This is a genomic window from Terriglobus roseus (genome assembly GCF_900102185.1).
In the GTDB taxonomy this organism is placed as follows: domain Bacteria; phylum Acidobacteriota; class Terriglobia; order Terriglobales; family Acidobacteriaceae; genus Terriglobus; species Terriglobus roseus_A.
In genome coordinates, this window is sequence record NZ_LT629690.1 from 3,138,698 (window position 1) to 3,153,002 (window position 14,305).

Sequence of the window (14,305 nt, forward strand, 5' to 3'; positions counted from 1 at the left end):
GGAAGATCGCTTCAGGCCGGGGCGATGCTGAGAAGCGCAAATCTAAATGCGCTGGAACGCCCGCTGGATCTCTTTATGAGAATAACGCAAAGCGATGGGTCTGCCATGCGGACATGCCATTGGATTCTCAGTTTTTCCCAATTCGTCGAGCAGCCACTGCATTTTGCTCTGTTCCAGGGGCATATTGATCTTCACGGCGGCGTGGCAGGCAATGGAAGCAGCAATGCGGCGGCGGCGCTCCTCCATGTTGTCGGCCTGCGGAGCGTCATCGTCCGTTTGCAGGAGTTCTGCGAGAGCTAGTTCGAGTTCCTTGCCCTCAAGACCGACTGGCGCGGCTTTTACTGCCAGGGTGCGTGGGCCGAAAGGCTCTGCTTCGAAGCCGTTACGGGCAAGTTCGTCGGCCATTTGAGCGAAGTTGGCCATCTGCGCCGGAACAAGGTCAATGAGCAGCGGCATGAGCAGGCGTTGGCGCTGGACCTTCTCCACCTGACGATCGCGCAGGACTTTTTCGAACAAGATGCGTTCGTGGGCCACGTGCTGATCGATGATCCAGAGGCCCTGCTCGTTGACGGCGAGGATGAAGGAGTTCTGGAGCTGGCCGAGCGGTCGCAGGCCACCAAGGCCGTCGAGACGGGCGGTGTCTTCAATGCGTTCGGCTGCTGGTGCTCGGTTTGGAGTGCCGATGGGCAGGTGGGTTGCGGCGTGGGGGTCCGTGCCTCCCGAAGGGGCTGATGATGCGTAAGAAACAGGATCGAGCGGTGCCGCTGTGCTTTGCCCAGGATGCTGTTCCTCGAAGGAATCGAGCGGGAAAGTGAAGCGTCCTGCGACTGGCACGGTGGGCTTTGCCGTCAGCGAGAAGCCTTCTGCATCCTGTGCGTCGATGCGATCGCTGACGCGTTCCAGTTCGCGTTGCCGATCCTGCGCTTCTGCTTCGGAGATCTGGTGTTCGCTCCACGGTGCATCACTTCCGGGGCCGGGGCCGCTCACTACGGGATCGAGATCAAAGCCCTCCGTTGCATTCAGGAAGTTGTCACCCACGCGCGGCGTAATGGGCGGCGCAACGGCAGCAAGGAAGCTAGCTGCGGGACGAGCTTTCAGTACAGAGTTGCGCACCGCGTCGCGCACGAAGTCATGCACGAAGCTGGATTGCCGGAAGCGCACCTCAGTCTTTGCGGGATGCACATTCACATCCACTTCAGAGGCTGGCATTTCCAGAAAGAGCAGCACCACCGGGAACGATGTGGGCGGGAGGATGTTCTTATATGCCTCCGTCAGCGCATGAAGGATGAGCCGGTCGCGCACCTGCCGGCCATTGACGAAGACATAGATCGAGCCGCGGTTGAGCTTCTGCAGTTCCGGCTTGGAGACGAAGCCGCTGACGCGCAGGAAGCCTGGCGCGGGTGGAACGTAATCCTCTTCACGCCGCCAGGGTGGCGGTTCGGGCAGGCCAGCGCGGGTGAAGTCGATTTCCGCCGCAACCGGAATCATGTCGCGGGAAACATCGCCGCCGAGGATCTGGAAGACGCGCTCGCTGGCGTCACGAACAGCGGGCGCGACGAGCAATGCGTTCGTAGCAGTGTGAAGTTCGAAGTGTTTGTTCGGGTGCGCGAGGGCGTAATGCGTGACGAGCGCGGCTACGTGCGACAGTTCCGTGGGCTCGGATTTGAGGAATTTCTTGCGTGCTGGAACGTTGAAAAAGAGGTCACGGATGGCAATAGTGGTACCGGTAGGTGCGCCTACATCCTCCACCTTCGTCATACTGCCGCCCACGATTTCAATGCGCGTGCCCACGGCATCTTCTTCGCTGCGTGTGTCCATTTCGACACGCGCGACGGAGGCGATGGACGGCAGCGCCTCACCCCGGAAGCCGAGCGTGGCGATATGGTTCAGGTCTTCGGCGTTGCGCAGCTTGCTGGTGGCGTGGCGCTCAAAGGCAAGCATGGCGTCGTCGCGAACCATGCCGTGGCCGTTATCGACGATGCGGATGAGTTTGCGTCCGCCGCCCTCAATCTCGATGCGGATGCGCGTGGCACCCGCGTCCATGGCGTTTTCCAGCAGTTCTTTGACGACGGAGGCGGGGCGTTCGACGACCTCGCCTGCGGCAATCTGGTTCGCCACCTGGTCGGAAAGTACGCGGATACGGCCCATGAAGTGATTTTACGGAGTTCCGGGGGTGGAAAAAGAGGTACGGAATGTCGCATGGCAGGCAAAGAACCAGGCAACCCAGGCGTCTTACTTTGTAGCGGAGTGGAACGTTATGGCAGACGAGCAAGGAAACGCGCGCCAAAGGAACTTCGACGGAATTTACTTCTGGGGCATGATCATCGCGATGTTTGTTTCGCTCGCGATCTTCATCATCCTCGCCTTCACAAGCCAGGTTCAAATCGGACACGGGCAGGGTTAGAGGCCGTATCGCGCCACCAGAATCGTGAAGGCTACGTCGCACATCCAACTGCGCATGAGTTTCGAGCAAATCAAACTGGGATCACAGGGTGCCGTGGTCAGCCGTGAAGGTCTGGGCTGCATGGGCATGAGCGAGTTTTACGGCGAACGCAACGATGCGGAGAGCGCCGCTACCATCCTGCGCGCGCTGGATCTTGGCATTACCTTTCTGGACACCGCCGATGTTTACGGGCGCGGCGATAACGAGGTTCTGGTTGGTAAGACCATCGCTGCGCGTCGTGATGAAGTTTTTCTTGCCACCAAGTTTGCGAATCTGCGCGATGCTCAGGGGAACTTCACTGGAGTTAGCGGCAAGCCCGAGTATGTAAAAGAAGCCTGTGATGCTTCGTTGAAGCGGCTGGGTGTGGATGTGATCGATCTGTACTACCAGCATCGTGTTGATCCAGACACGCCGATTGAAGAGACCGTGGGCGCGATGGCGGAACTGGTGAAAGAAGGCAAGGTGAAGTACCTGGGCCTGAGCGAAGCCAGTGCCGAGACGATTCGTCGTGCGCACAAGGTGCATCCCATTACCGCGCTGCAGAGCGAGTATTCGCTGTGGACGCGCGATGTGGAAGCAGAGATTCTGCCGACGCTACGCGAGCTTGGTGTTGGCTTTGTGCCGTATTCCCCGCTGGGTCGTGGCTTCCTGACTGGCGCGCTGACCAAGGACGTCCTGAACGATGGCAAGGATGCTCGTATTTCGCGGTATCCACGCTTTCAGGGCGAGAACCTGGATAAGAACCAGTTGATTGTGAATCGCATCTCGGAGATTGCAGAGCGTCGGGGAGTAAAGCCTGGGCAATTGGCTTTGGCTTGGGTCTTTGCCAAGGGCGCCGATCTTGCGCCGATTCCGGGAACGAAGCGCGTGAAGTATCTGGAAGAGAATGCTGCTGCGGCTTCTATCAAGTTGAGTGCGGAAGAAGTGGCGGAGCTTGAGGCTGCCGTGCCTATCGATGCTGTTGCAGGGGATCGTTATAACGAGGGTGGCATGAAGGCCATCGGTCGGTAACACTGCACGCTTGAAGTAACGAACAAACGCAGCGCTCACTTGAAGTTAGTGGGCGCTGCGTTTTTGTTTCTACAGCGGTGGTTGTGGCGGCTTCTCGGGTTTGTCGACGGGGACTGCGTGCGTCTTCATCTTGCGGCGGAAGAGTTTGCCATCGGATGTGACGTAGAGCCAGTCGTGGTCGGGGCCACCGAATGCAATGTTATCCACCGGCTTGTCTGGAATGGGACTGTTGAGGATCATCGCGATGCGGCCGTTGGCTTCTGCGATCTGAACGCCGATCTTCGTCGCGAAGTAAACCTGGCCGATGCTGTCGAAAGCTGCTCCTGTTGCGCCTGTTTCGTCGTCGAGGACTTCGAGGCGGTAGAAGGGTTCAGGGTTGATGGGCTTACCCTCTTTGTCTAATTGCATGGACCATTGGTGGCGATGTTCGCGGTCGGTAGCTACGAGCATTGCCTGATCGGCCGAGAGCGCAAGCCCTCCTATTGCATTGGTTGGTGCTTGAATATGACCTTGTTGCACATCACGTGTGCCCCAAGAAATCGTGTTCTCTGCCCCGAGGTAAATAACATTCTTCTGCGTAATAGCAGAACCATCCAATGTCATCAGCATCATGGTTTTTTCTTGATGCATGTAACGTTCATTCAAACTTTCCCAATTGTTTACAGCGTCTACGGTGGACCAGATGCTGCCGCGTTTATCGAAGCCTGCCGTGCTTTGTGCGGCGGGCGGATGGACTTCGATCTTGCCGATTCCCTTCTCTGGGGAGTAGTCGCGCCAGAGCCAGCGGAGGGCATCGGGGAGTTCAGCGGAGCCTTGCTTGGTGTCGTGGCCGCCGGTGCCGATGGTTAGTTTTGCGTCATAACCGCTGAACTGTAGAGCATCGAAGAGGAGCTGGTTGGCGCGTGGCCATGTACCTGCGTAGAAGGTGCCGTAGGGTTCGTCGGGGGTGATGTGGTCGTTGGCTCCGTCCTGCATCCAGATACGGATGGGTTTTGGTTCGGTCTTACGGACCAGTTCAGGTAACGTGTCTGCACCCTTCATCGCAACGTATGTACCGATAAGCGAGAGGACGCGATGGAACTGGTCGGGGCGATGCCATGCTGCGACGAACGCGCAGACTGCGCCGGTGCTGGTGCCGCCGATGGCGTGCGCGTTGGGGTCTTTCGATAATGCGTGGCGCTTCTCAACGAAGGGGATGACTTCCTGCATGAGGAAGTTCACGTAGCGATTCGAAAGTGAGTCGTACTCGAAGACGCGTTCATAGCGGTTCTGCGCGTCGGGACGGATGGCTGGCAGCACGCCGGGGTCAATGAAGATGCCGACCATGGGTGGAAGCTGATGCTTGGCGATGAGGTTGTCGAAGACAGTGGCAGCGCGCATGCGTCCGCCGAGATAGCCGCTGCCATCGAGGAAGACCATGTACGGCAATGGCTCTGCGCCTGCGTTGGGTGGCAGGTAGATGCTGACCGTGTGCGGTGTGCCGGGATAGAACTGGCCCGGTGGCAGCGTGGTCTTTTCCACCGTGCCGTGCGGGACGTCCTGCACTTCTGAATCGGGCGTGAGCGGATAGGGTTCCTGCGCTTTCGCGGTCAGGGACAGTAACAGGCAGCAGGTAAGAAGGGCGGCGCGCATGTGGGCCGAAGTATAGGAGACGAGAAAGACAAAGTGCACGAAGTTTGCTCAGAGTTCACAGATGATTCTTGTGAACTTCGTGAGGGCTTCGCGCACTTTGGGTTCTAAGCTGTGTCGTGTTTAGCTGCGCTTGAACTTGTAGACCAGTTCCAGCGTGATCTTGTCGTCCACGCTCATCAGGCGCGCGAGCGTTGGCTTGGTGAGATTGAAGTCTGCGAAGGTGAACGTGGTCAACGCGCGACCGGCCACCGTGGACGAACGCGGATCAAGTGTGGCGATGCCCTTGAAGGTCACCGGCTTGGTGACGCCGTGGATGGTGAGGTTGCCGGTGAGGGCGACGCCTACCTGTCCGGTGGAGGGCACCATCTTCGGCACGCCTGTGATGGATGTGGGTACGAAGACTGCATCCGGAAACTTATCCGTTTCCAGCGTGCGGTTGCGGATATAGCCATCACGCATGCCCTGATCACTGGTGAGTCCCTTCAGATCGACGACGAGCTTGGAGTTGGGCGCGAGGGAGCCGTCCGGCATGAGCTGGAGCATGCCTGTAACGCCCGTGGTCGTGCCGACGGCTTCATTGGGGAAGTCGATACCGGCAAGCTGCTCGGTGACGCGATAGCTGGCGGACGAGCCTTCAATGATGTCGAGCTTTGCGCCAGCGGTAGGCGGCGGTGGCGGCTGCTGTGGTCCACCGGGGCCTCCGGGACCACGCTGGCCGCCTCCGGGAGCCTGGGCTACGGCTAACGACGTGCTGAGGACAAGAAGGGCGGCGGGCAGGATGCGCCGAAGGGACATGGTTGGTCTCCAGAAGAATTTCGGATATCTGATGCTGTGCAGAATAGACGATTGCCAACAGAAAAGGCCGCAGAAAAATCTGCAGCCTTTTGGTAAAGCTAAGTTTCCATTCCCAATAGCTAGAAGAACCGTCCCAGGGTGAAGACGAATTTGCGGTGGTCATGATCGCCGATGGCCGGCCCGAAGGTGAGCGCGCCGATGGGGGTTTCTGCAGCGAGCCCGAAGAAAACGTCCTGCCGCATCAGCGTGTCGCGGTCCGGTGAGTACATGCGACCAAGTTCATAGGTGCCGATGATGTAAATACTTTGTCCCAGGGGCATGGGCAGTTGGGCAATGCGCCTGAAGTAAGCAGGACGAATCAGCATGTAGTCTGTGCCGCGGTATTCATCGTATGCGGATGCTGTCAGACGGAGCGGCCCACCCAGCGTGAAGCGGAAAGGATCGGCAACCTGACGATTGGCCATGGTGCCGCCTTCAAGACTGAAAGACACAGTGTTGTTGTGCCCAAGGTCATAGAAGTATGCGCCAGAAGCCTGGAGAACCGGTGCGTTCACACTGTTCACGGTATTGAACAGATATCCACCGGACACGTCAGCACGCAGACCATGACGCGGCACCATGGCACGGTCCTGCCCGTTAAAGCTGTACTGCAGACGCACCTGTTGAGAGTTGCCATGGATATCAGGTTGACCATCGCTACCAGTGCTGAGGTTCCAGAGCTGATGGGTCATCTGATAGCCCAGACGCCACTCGGTAAAGTGGCTCTGGCTGTAACCAAAATCCACGCCACCACCGGCTGTCTGCGTAAGACGGTCTGAGACTTTGTGCTGGTCTACCCATATGGGCTCCAGCGTGCGATAGAGCTGGAGACGTGGCGCGATAAAGAAATTGTGATCGTTCGGACGCCAGTAGTATTCCGGCACAAACTGTGTCACACGACCAATGCGCATCAACAGACGACCTTCGCTCTTGTAAGTGCCAAGATCCTGCTGCGTGAGGATGGCATCGAGAGTGGCACGGTTGGTGCCACCGGATTGAGAAATGATGTTTGCTCCAAGCAGGAGATACGGTGGACCACCAGGACGGTCGCGAACGACCATGTTCAGGTCAACATCATTCGGTCCGGGAACGTAGCCGGGCTTTTCTGCAATGGCGATCGCGACCTTGCCAGAACTGCTGGGAGCAACCGTCTCAAAGACCGGCTTCGCCTCCTTCTTCTTTGAGCCTTTGTCGGATTTTCCAGGAGGGATCGTATTGTTCGGAGTCTCAGACGCTGCGGGGGGTTGCGACGCGGTCTCCACCATCTCCGGGAGCGTGTCGTCGCCGGGGCCGCGTTTTTCGTCAGGATGCAGCAGTTCCCTGCCTTCTACATGACGGCCTACGTTCGCCGGTCCAGTCACTTCCGTATCCAGCTTCTGGCCTGGAGTCGTCAGGAAGTAATCCGTGTTGTAGCGACCATCGCTGCGAACCTCATTCAGTTTCGCCTCTACCTCGTCAGTGTTCAGCTTCTTGCCGGGTAGGTCATCCACCGTGTCGCGGACACCGATGGCACTGTGATTGTTGGGGGCGATGACTTTCACTGAAGCGATGTTTTGCGGCGTACGCGCTTCGCGATGCTGGCGATGGGCCATGTACGTCTCCCACTCCTCATCGGAGACGCGATACTTCAGCAGTTGTGGCGCCATCTTCTGTGCCGCAACGTAGCCTGCCTGCGCCAGATCGCCTGCCTTTGCGTAGTCTGAGGTTCCCGCGCCGGCGGGTGTTACGGGTTCAATCAGAACATCCGCAAGCTGGCGTGACCGAACTTCGTTGCTCCATGACGCGACGGAAAAACTGCGGCCCAGGATGCCGAGGAGCGAGTTGGTATCGCCCGTTCCCGGCGGTGTAAGCGGCAGCGAAACTGCGAGCACGACGTCGGCATGCAATTCACGTTTCACGATGTCTGTTGGGAGGTTTTCAGTCAGCGCGCCGTCCACATAGATGTGGCCACCGTCTTCCAGCGGCGGAAACACACCGGGGATAGAGATAGACGCGCGTACCGCCTCTGCAAGCGGGCCGTGGGTAAATACGGCTTCGCGGCCCACGAGAATATCCGTGGCTACACAGCGGAATGGCAGCGGCAGATTGTTAAATGAGAAATCTGCGCCGTAAGGCAGGAACTGCGCGTTCAGAAATTGATTGAGCCCGTAATCCAGCAGAACACCGTTGCGAATGGAAGGCCCGTGCTTCAAACCAAGACTGAATCCGCCGGGAAGAAAACGCTGGTCTTCACGGCGACGGAAGTTCAACTCGCGAAAATCAGTGTCGAGACGAAAGACCTTTGAGAACACCTTGTCGCTGGTGAGTGCTGTGATCTGGTCGGGAGTGTGTCCCGTTGCATAGAGTGCACCAAGGAGCGACCCCATGCTGGTCCCAGCAATGACATCCACTGGAATGTGATTCTCTTCCATCCACCGGAGTACGCCAATCTCGCTGAGTGCAAGCGCGCCACCACCACCCAGCGCAATACCGATGCGTTTGCGACCGAGATCCGGGAAGGGGTCACCATGAGCACCGCTACCGGATGGCGGAGGGGCCAGCGCACCCTGAGGCGGGCCCTGCTGAGGCGTCAATTGTTGGTTGGAACCACCACCGGAAGCAGGAGCCATAACTCCGCCGTTTGCCTGTGCAGACAGTTCGGGCAGGAGAAGCACTGCCACTAGCGAGCAGGCCAACAAGCGGCGGCTGTACGTTCCGGAAAACATCATCCTCATGATTTAGCAGGTTGGATGCAGAAACGCTCGGTGACGACTGTCAGATTTGACATACTGGACACGAATGCCTCGACCACGCCCGTTACTTGCGCTGATGGAATACCTTACAGCGATCTCCACCCCACGGCATGACCAGCGACGAGGTGTGGATGCCGCCACGATGCGAGGTCACATGGGCGAAGATGCAGCGTACTTTTATCTGCGTCGACTGGGGTTCAAAGTGGTGGCGCAACGCTGGGAAAGCGACTTTGCTCCGGGCGAAGTGGATGTTGTGGCCTGGGAGGGCGAGACGCTGTGTTTCATTGAGGTAAAAACACGCAGGCAGCACTCCCCCGTTGCCGCGGAAGCCGCAATCGATGGTGACAAGCAACAAGCGATGGAGCGCCAGGCCGACGCCTATGTGCGTGAACTGCCATGGCCCGAGGGTCGCAGGCCGAAGATTGCGATTCGCTTTGACGCTGTGCTGGTACATCTGCGCGAACAGGGCAGGCCGGATGTGCAGCTGATCCGTAATGTCTTCTGAAACTTCAAGACACGCGTTGACCAAAATCCGTTGTCGCGGTGTCTAATGCTTCAGAGGCGGCAAAGACTGCCCAAGAGAAGAGGAACGACCATGACGCTGATGAATGCACCTGTCTACGACGCCGGAAAAGCCAAACGTACGCGTTACGCCCTGGTCGGCGTAGGGGTCCTGGTGGCCGTGCTGGTGGTGGCGACGTTTGCGGGCTTCATCTCAGGACATGGATGGCTTTTCAGTAACGTGTACACGGAACACCGGGTAAACAAGTTTCTGACGGCGATTGAGCAGAAGGACTTCGCCACAGCCTATGGCATTTATCAGAACGATAGTGACTGGCAGCAGCATCCGGACAAGTACAGCGGCTATTCATTGCAGCGATTCACGGAAGACTGGACGAAGTACTCACCAGTGGGAGAAATTCATTCACACCACGTGGATAAGAGCGTGAGCGATGGTTCCGGCACGTTTGGAACCACGCTGCTGGTGGCAGCCACGATCAACGGCGACCCGGATAAGCGTCTCTTCATCGCAGTTCAGCGCAGCGACGGCACGTTCACCTATCCGGCGCCACACATCTTTGCGTACTAAACAGAGCCACGCTTAGTGGACTGGCACAAAGCCGTTGGGCGGAACGTAGCAGGCATCCGTTCCACCACGGTGCCAGCTGCTGCCGTCGGCGTAGGTAACGGAAACAAGGCTGAACCATTCCACAGCCGTCAGCTTTTTCGTGACAATCGTGGCATCGCCAGATCCGGTGAGAGTGAATGTTTCCACCACATCCGCGTTGGATGTGGCCTGTGTCAGTGCGGCGGCATCACGAAGACGTAGCCCGCTTGGGCCGACGACATCCAGTACCACCTGCTGGATAGTATGGTCTCCGTGCGGACGAAACGAGATCACAAACGACGGATGGAAGGAACGGGCTGTATCGGTCAGCAGATAGGCACCATGCGCCTGCTGGTGCACATCGACACCAATCGGACAATTGCCCTGCGGCATCGCCATTGCAGTCGCTGGCATGCTGCTAGTTTGGGCGGCGGCTGTGGCAGCAAACGCCAGCAGAAGAGCGATTCCGGGACCACGCATAGCGAAACCTCCGTCTCTCAGCGAGAGACTACACCCGGTAATACGCGTTCGGTTAGAGCGCCGGCGGCGATTTCTTTCCAGGAACTTTCTTTGGCGTCGTCTTCTTCGCTACTGTTTTTCCCGCAGGTGACTTATCAGGAATGCTGGCTGTATCGGCTGTCAGATGACCGTCCGCTGCATGCGCCTTCAACGTGTCGCCATTTTGCGTAGTGACGGCGTTCGTCTCCAACGTCTTGGCAGAAGACGTTGCTGTCGATGGCTTCGTCGGCGCTTCTTTAAATGCCGCCGGTTTCTTCGGAGATTCCTTCGCCTCGGTCTTCTCTGACACTGTCGTTATCTCTTCGATAACAACATCTATGATCTCTTCGATAACAACATCCTTGACTTGTGCAGGCTGCTTCACTGAGGACTTTTCGGCTTTCGTTGCAGACGACTTATCAGTAAGCAACTTCACCAACTCGTCGTAGCGATAGTCAGCGGACTCAGCTGCAGCAAGAATTTCAGCGAGCGGGACTTTCTTTTGCGCCTCACCGGCGGGTTGCAAAGCTGCCGTCAGAGTGAGCCATTGCAGAAGCTGTTCCAGCGCCTCATGATTCACATAACGCTCGCCTTTGTGTTCGTTCACAGCCGCCAGCCACAGCACATCGCCTTCGTTCCAGAATGCGACATCGTCGAACTTTGGCTGCATGAGCGCGAGCCTGACACGCGCCGCGGCACGCCATGAATCTTCCCCGAGAACACCGACCTCAGAAAAGATCTCCGCGAGAGCGGAACGCAGGCCGAGATGATCCACAATGTCCTTCGACTCCGACGGCAGAGCACGCAGTACCGCAACGGTGAGCAAAGGCGTCCACAGGGCTTCTGGATGTACTTCCATGGCCATCCGCGGCGGTAGAGCGTGAGCCGTCTTTGCCAAGGCCACTGCCTGAATCGCGCTCGCCCCGAGTGCTGTCGCGGTGGAGACATAACGATCATCCGTGGCCAGTGGCGATGACGGCGTTTCCAGCTCTGACCAACGATGGAAGATATCCCTTGTGTGCTCTCCCCACTTACGCGCTGCTTCTGTCTCAGCGTAAGGATGCTCGCCTTTGGGTGCTATCAGACGTACCGCATCATGACTTACGGCGTGGCGCAACGCTTCGCTGAACGGACGAAGACGGAGATGCGTGAGTGCTTCATCGAGATTGTGAACGCCCGCGCCATGCAGACCATCACATAGTTGATCCCATGGCTGCTCTGCTGAAGCACGCAACTCCCGCCAATGCAGCAGAACGACGTATTGATAACCACGAAGCTCTACGGAAAGACCGCCGTGTACTACATCGTTCGAGCGGCGAATGTATTCCAGCCCCGAAGCGACATCGCGCCATGCAACGAAGAATTCATCCCCACGCGGAAGTGCAAGCGCATCCGCAATGGAACGCTGCCACAACTGGCCCGTCCACTTGTTCATGGAAGCGGCGGAGATGTGAACCGTGCCGCGCGTTGATGCATACGCATTGTTGTAAACGATGAGCGCGCGTTCATTGCCGCGGCGATTGGAGTACGCGAACACGTTCTCATCGACGGAGCCGTGTTCTGTCCAGAAGTCGAAGAAGACAAAGTTCTCACTCTCCGCGAACAGCGCACGATTCGCGAGCAACGGAGCAATCTCGCGCATGTGGCGCGCCACCAGTTCGTCATTCGGCCACTCGTTATACTTGGCCGTCTTGTACTCCATGCCGTACTTCTCGGTGTAGCCCTCGATCTGACCATGCGCGAACATGGGCAAGCCGGGAATCGTTGCCATCATGGTGGCTACGCCAAAGTACTTGTCGCCGGTGCCGAATTGCTCGATGGCTGTCTTCTCATCCGGGTTCGACATGAAGTTGACGTAACGCTTCATGATGTCCGGATCGAACTCGACGGTCTTCTTCAGGTAGCTGCGATACTTTGCGTTCTCTTCATCGCGCAGCATGACCATGAACGCGGAGTTGTATACGCGGTGCATGCCCAACGTACGAACGAAGTAGCCTTCGAGAAGCCAGAAAGCCTCCGCCAGCAGCAGAGTTCCGGGAACTTCCTGTTGAACACGGTCCACTACTTCGCGCCAGAATTCATGCGGCATGAGCGCATCAAACTGTTCCTGTGTGAGCGCGTTTTCTGCGCGCGATGGAATCGATCCACCAACGCCCGGCAGTGGGAACCACAGGCGCTGCACGTGACGTTTCGCAAGCACCATCGCCGCGTCGAAACGGATGATTGGAAATCTGCGAGCCACTTCGAGAATGACTTGGATCACATGCTCGCGCACGGCATGCTGCGAGTAATCCAATTGCGCCGTATCGTTCCAGGCAAAGGTGGTGCCATCGTTGCCGTGATAGATGAACTCAGTGCGGTTGGAGTCGTCACGCCAGCGCATGCGATACACCACAGCAGCATCCGTCTGGTCGTAGTAATGGTCTTCGATCTTGATCTCAACGCGAGAATCCGTGGAAAGATCGGGGCCTTCAAAACGGTAGTTGGGATACGGACTTTCACTGCGACGCAGGAACCATTCCGGATGTTCGATGACCCAGTTGGAATCCAATCCCATGTGATTGGGCACCATGTCACTGGCCAAGCGAAGGCCAACAGTGGCTCCAAGATCACGAAGCTTTTGATACGCTTCGTCACCACCGAGGTCTTCCGCAATGTGGTAATCCATCAACGAATACGCGGACGCCACAGCATCTGCCTGACCGCGCAAACGCTTGATGGTCTGCGATGCCCTGGAACGTTCCCACAGACCGATGAGCCAAAGTGCGGTAAGTCCGCGATCACGCAGCAGCTTCAGTTCTTCTACCGGAATCTGGTCCAACCGATAGATGTGGCGCTGGTATTTCTTCGACAACTGCTCCAGCCACACGTATGTGCTCTTCGCCATGAGCACCACGTTGGGCATCCATGCATCATCGACGGAGAATGCTTCGTACTCATGCAGCGGCGCTTGATAGTCAGAAGCGTAGCGCGTGCCGGTGCGTCTGCGACGCGTGATGCTGCCATCGTCGTTGCGAACGTCTTCCCAGTAGTCGTCGAACCCTATGTATTCATCGCCGACGAAACCTTCCTTTCCGCCATACTCAACAGGCCCATGGTGGCGCACGTTGTGGCCTGCAGGATGGAACTGCATCCAGATGGCGACTTCTTCCTCACGCAACGTATCAATCGCGAGCAGCGTTCGCGTAAGCGCCGGCCCCAACACATCAGGCCAATGCTGCCGAATGAAATCGAGCTGGCCGCTCAAAGAATCGGGTGATGCTTCAAAGGGCGCGCGCAACGCCTTCAGCAGCGTCTTCGCATCCGCGGAAAACTGAGGCCGCGTTTCGAAATAGGCATCCGCGTCCTTCTGCATCTCGCGATAGGCGGGCAGTGTGTTGCGCAGAGTCGTATCGTCGAACAGCATGCGAAACGGCTTATAGGCAGGGTTCTGATTTGCCAGCCACAACAGCAACAGCTCTTCCAACGCGGCTTCGCGATGCGGCATGCCATCGGTCGATCCTGCGAGCCATTGCTTCGCAGTCAGCTTGCCGTTGTAGATCGCAACGTTCGGGAAACGTTCCGTGAAAGAGAGCAGCAAGGCATCGACGTTCTCGGCACCTACGCGTTCACCGAACCAGCGCAGTGCATCCTTCAGCACATCCAGATCCTGCTGTTTGCGATAACGTTCGACGACGGCGTGGCTCAACTCGTCGATGAGACCCATGGCAAACAACTGGCCCGCATGGATCACAGCAGAGGGATCTTCCTGCGCTGTGGGGCCGCCCATGGCCACGCGCGCGTCGTTCATCTGCTGCGCAAGATGGCGGCTGGCCGCTACGTTCGCAAAGATGACATTACCCGTGTAAGAGAACAGCAGATCGCGCAACTGAAATCGGTCGCGAAAGACACGGGCAATATGGAACTCCATGAACACCTCAGAACTTCAAGAATCAGGCAGCAAACGGGACGGGCATAAAGGCCCACGGCATGAGCTTACTCTCTGTGCGTAGATGGTATTGCGAATATGCGACAGAGAAGTCTTTCTAATCTGAGATGCACGGTCGC

The 14,305-nt window shown here is 57.7% G+C and carries 10 protein-coding genes; 4 read left to right on the forward strand and 6 right to left on the reverse strand.

The window, feature by feature from the left end; genetic code table 11:
* Positions 1 to 42: 42 nt before the first annotated feature.
* Positions 43 to 2,148, reverse strand: a complete 2,106-nt coding sequence (mutL, locus tag BLT38_RS13075) for a DNA mismatch repair endonuclease MutL (protein ID WP_083345578.1) — start codon at positions 2,146 to 2,148, stop codon at positions 43 to 45.
* 109 nt (positions 2,149 to 2,257) lie between these two features.
* Between mutL and BLT38_RS20535 the strand changes: the two genes are divergently transcribed.
* Positions 2,258 to 2,404 (forward strand): hypothetical protein, encoded by a 147-nt coding sequence (locus BLT38_RS20535; protein ID WP_156785123.1) that lies wholly within the window; start codon positions 2,258 to 2,260, stop codon positions 2,402 to 2,404.
* A gap of 54 nt (positions 2,405 to 2,458) precedes the next feature.
* A complete protein-coding gene (locus BLT38_RS13085; protein ID WP_083347087.1) occupies positions 2,459 to 3,454 on the forward strand; it encodes an aldo/keto reductase in 996 nt (331 codons plus the stop codon).
* Positions 3,455 to 3,523: 69 nt separating this feature from the next.
* Here the strand turns inward: BLT38_RS13085 and BLT38_RS13090 are convergent, their stop codons facing one another.
* The 3 genes from BLT38_RS13090 to BLT38_RS13100 all read right to left on the reverse strand — a co-directional run bounded on the left by BLT38_RS13090 (position 3,524) and on the right by BLT38_RS13100 (position 8,634).
* Positions 3,524 to 5,125, reverse strand: a complete 1,602-nt coding sequence (locus BLT38_RS13090) for an alpha/beta hydrolase-fold protein (protein ID WP_083345580.1) — start codon at positions 5,123 to 5,125, stop codon at positions 3,524 to 3,526.
* An 81-nt stretch (positions 5,126 to 5,206) separates the two neighbouring features.
* A complete protein-coding gene (locus BLT38_RS13095) occupies positions 5,207 to 5,881 on the reverse strand; it encodes a YceI family protein (protein WP_083345581.1) in 675 nt (224 codons plus the stop codon).
* Positions 5,882 to 6,000: 119 nt separating this feature from the next.
* A complete protein-coding gene (locus tag BLT38_RS13100; protein ID WP_083345582.1) occupies positions 6,001 to 8,634 on the reverse strand; it encodes a patatin-like phospholipase family protein in 2,634 nt (877 codons plus the stop codon).
* A gap of 64 nt (positions 8,635 to 8,698) precedes the next feature.
* Between BLT38_RS13100 and BLT38_RS13105 the strand changes: the two genes are divergently transcribed.
* Complete coding sequence (locus BLT38_RS13105; RefSeq protein WP_083345583.1) at positions 8,699 to 9,157, forward strand: YraN family protein; 459 nt, start codon at positions 8,699 to 8,701, stop codon at positions 9,155 to 9,157.
* A gap of 90 nt (positions 9,158 to 9,247) precedes the next feature.
* Positions 9,248 to 9,742 (forward strand): hypothetical protein, encoded by a 495-nt coding sequence (locus BLT38_RS13110; protein ID WP_083345584.1) that lies wholly within the window; start codon positions 9,248 to 9,250, stop codon positions 9,740 to 9,742.
* 12 nt (positions 9,743 to 9,754) lie between these two features.
* Here BLT38_RS13110 and BLT38_RS13115 read toward each other — a convergent pair whose 3' ends face one another.
* Positions 9,755 to 10,240, reverse strand: a complete 486-nt coding sequence (locus BLT38_RS13115) for a hypothetical protein (protein ID WP_083345585.1) — start codon at positions 10,238 to 10,240, stop codon at positions 9,755 to 9,757.
* Between the two features lie 52 nt (positions 10,241 to 10,292).
* A complete protein-coding gene (locus BLT38_RS13120) occupies positions 10,293 to 14,168 on the reverse strand; it encodes an alpha-amylase family glycosyl hydrolase (protein WP_083345586.1) in 3,876 nt (1,291 codons plus the stop codon).
* Positions 14,169 to 14,305 lie beyond the last annotated feature (137 nt).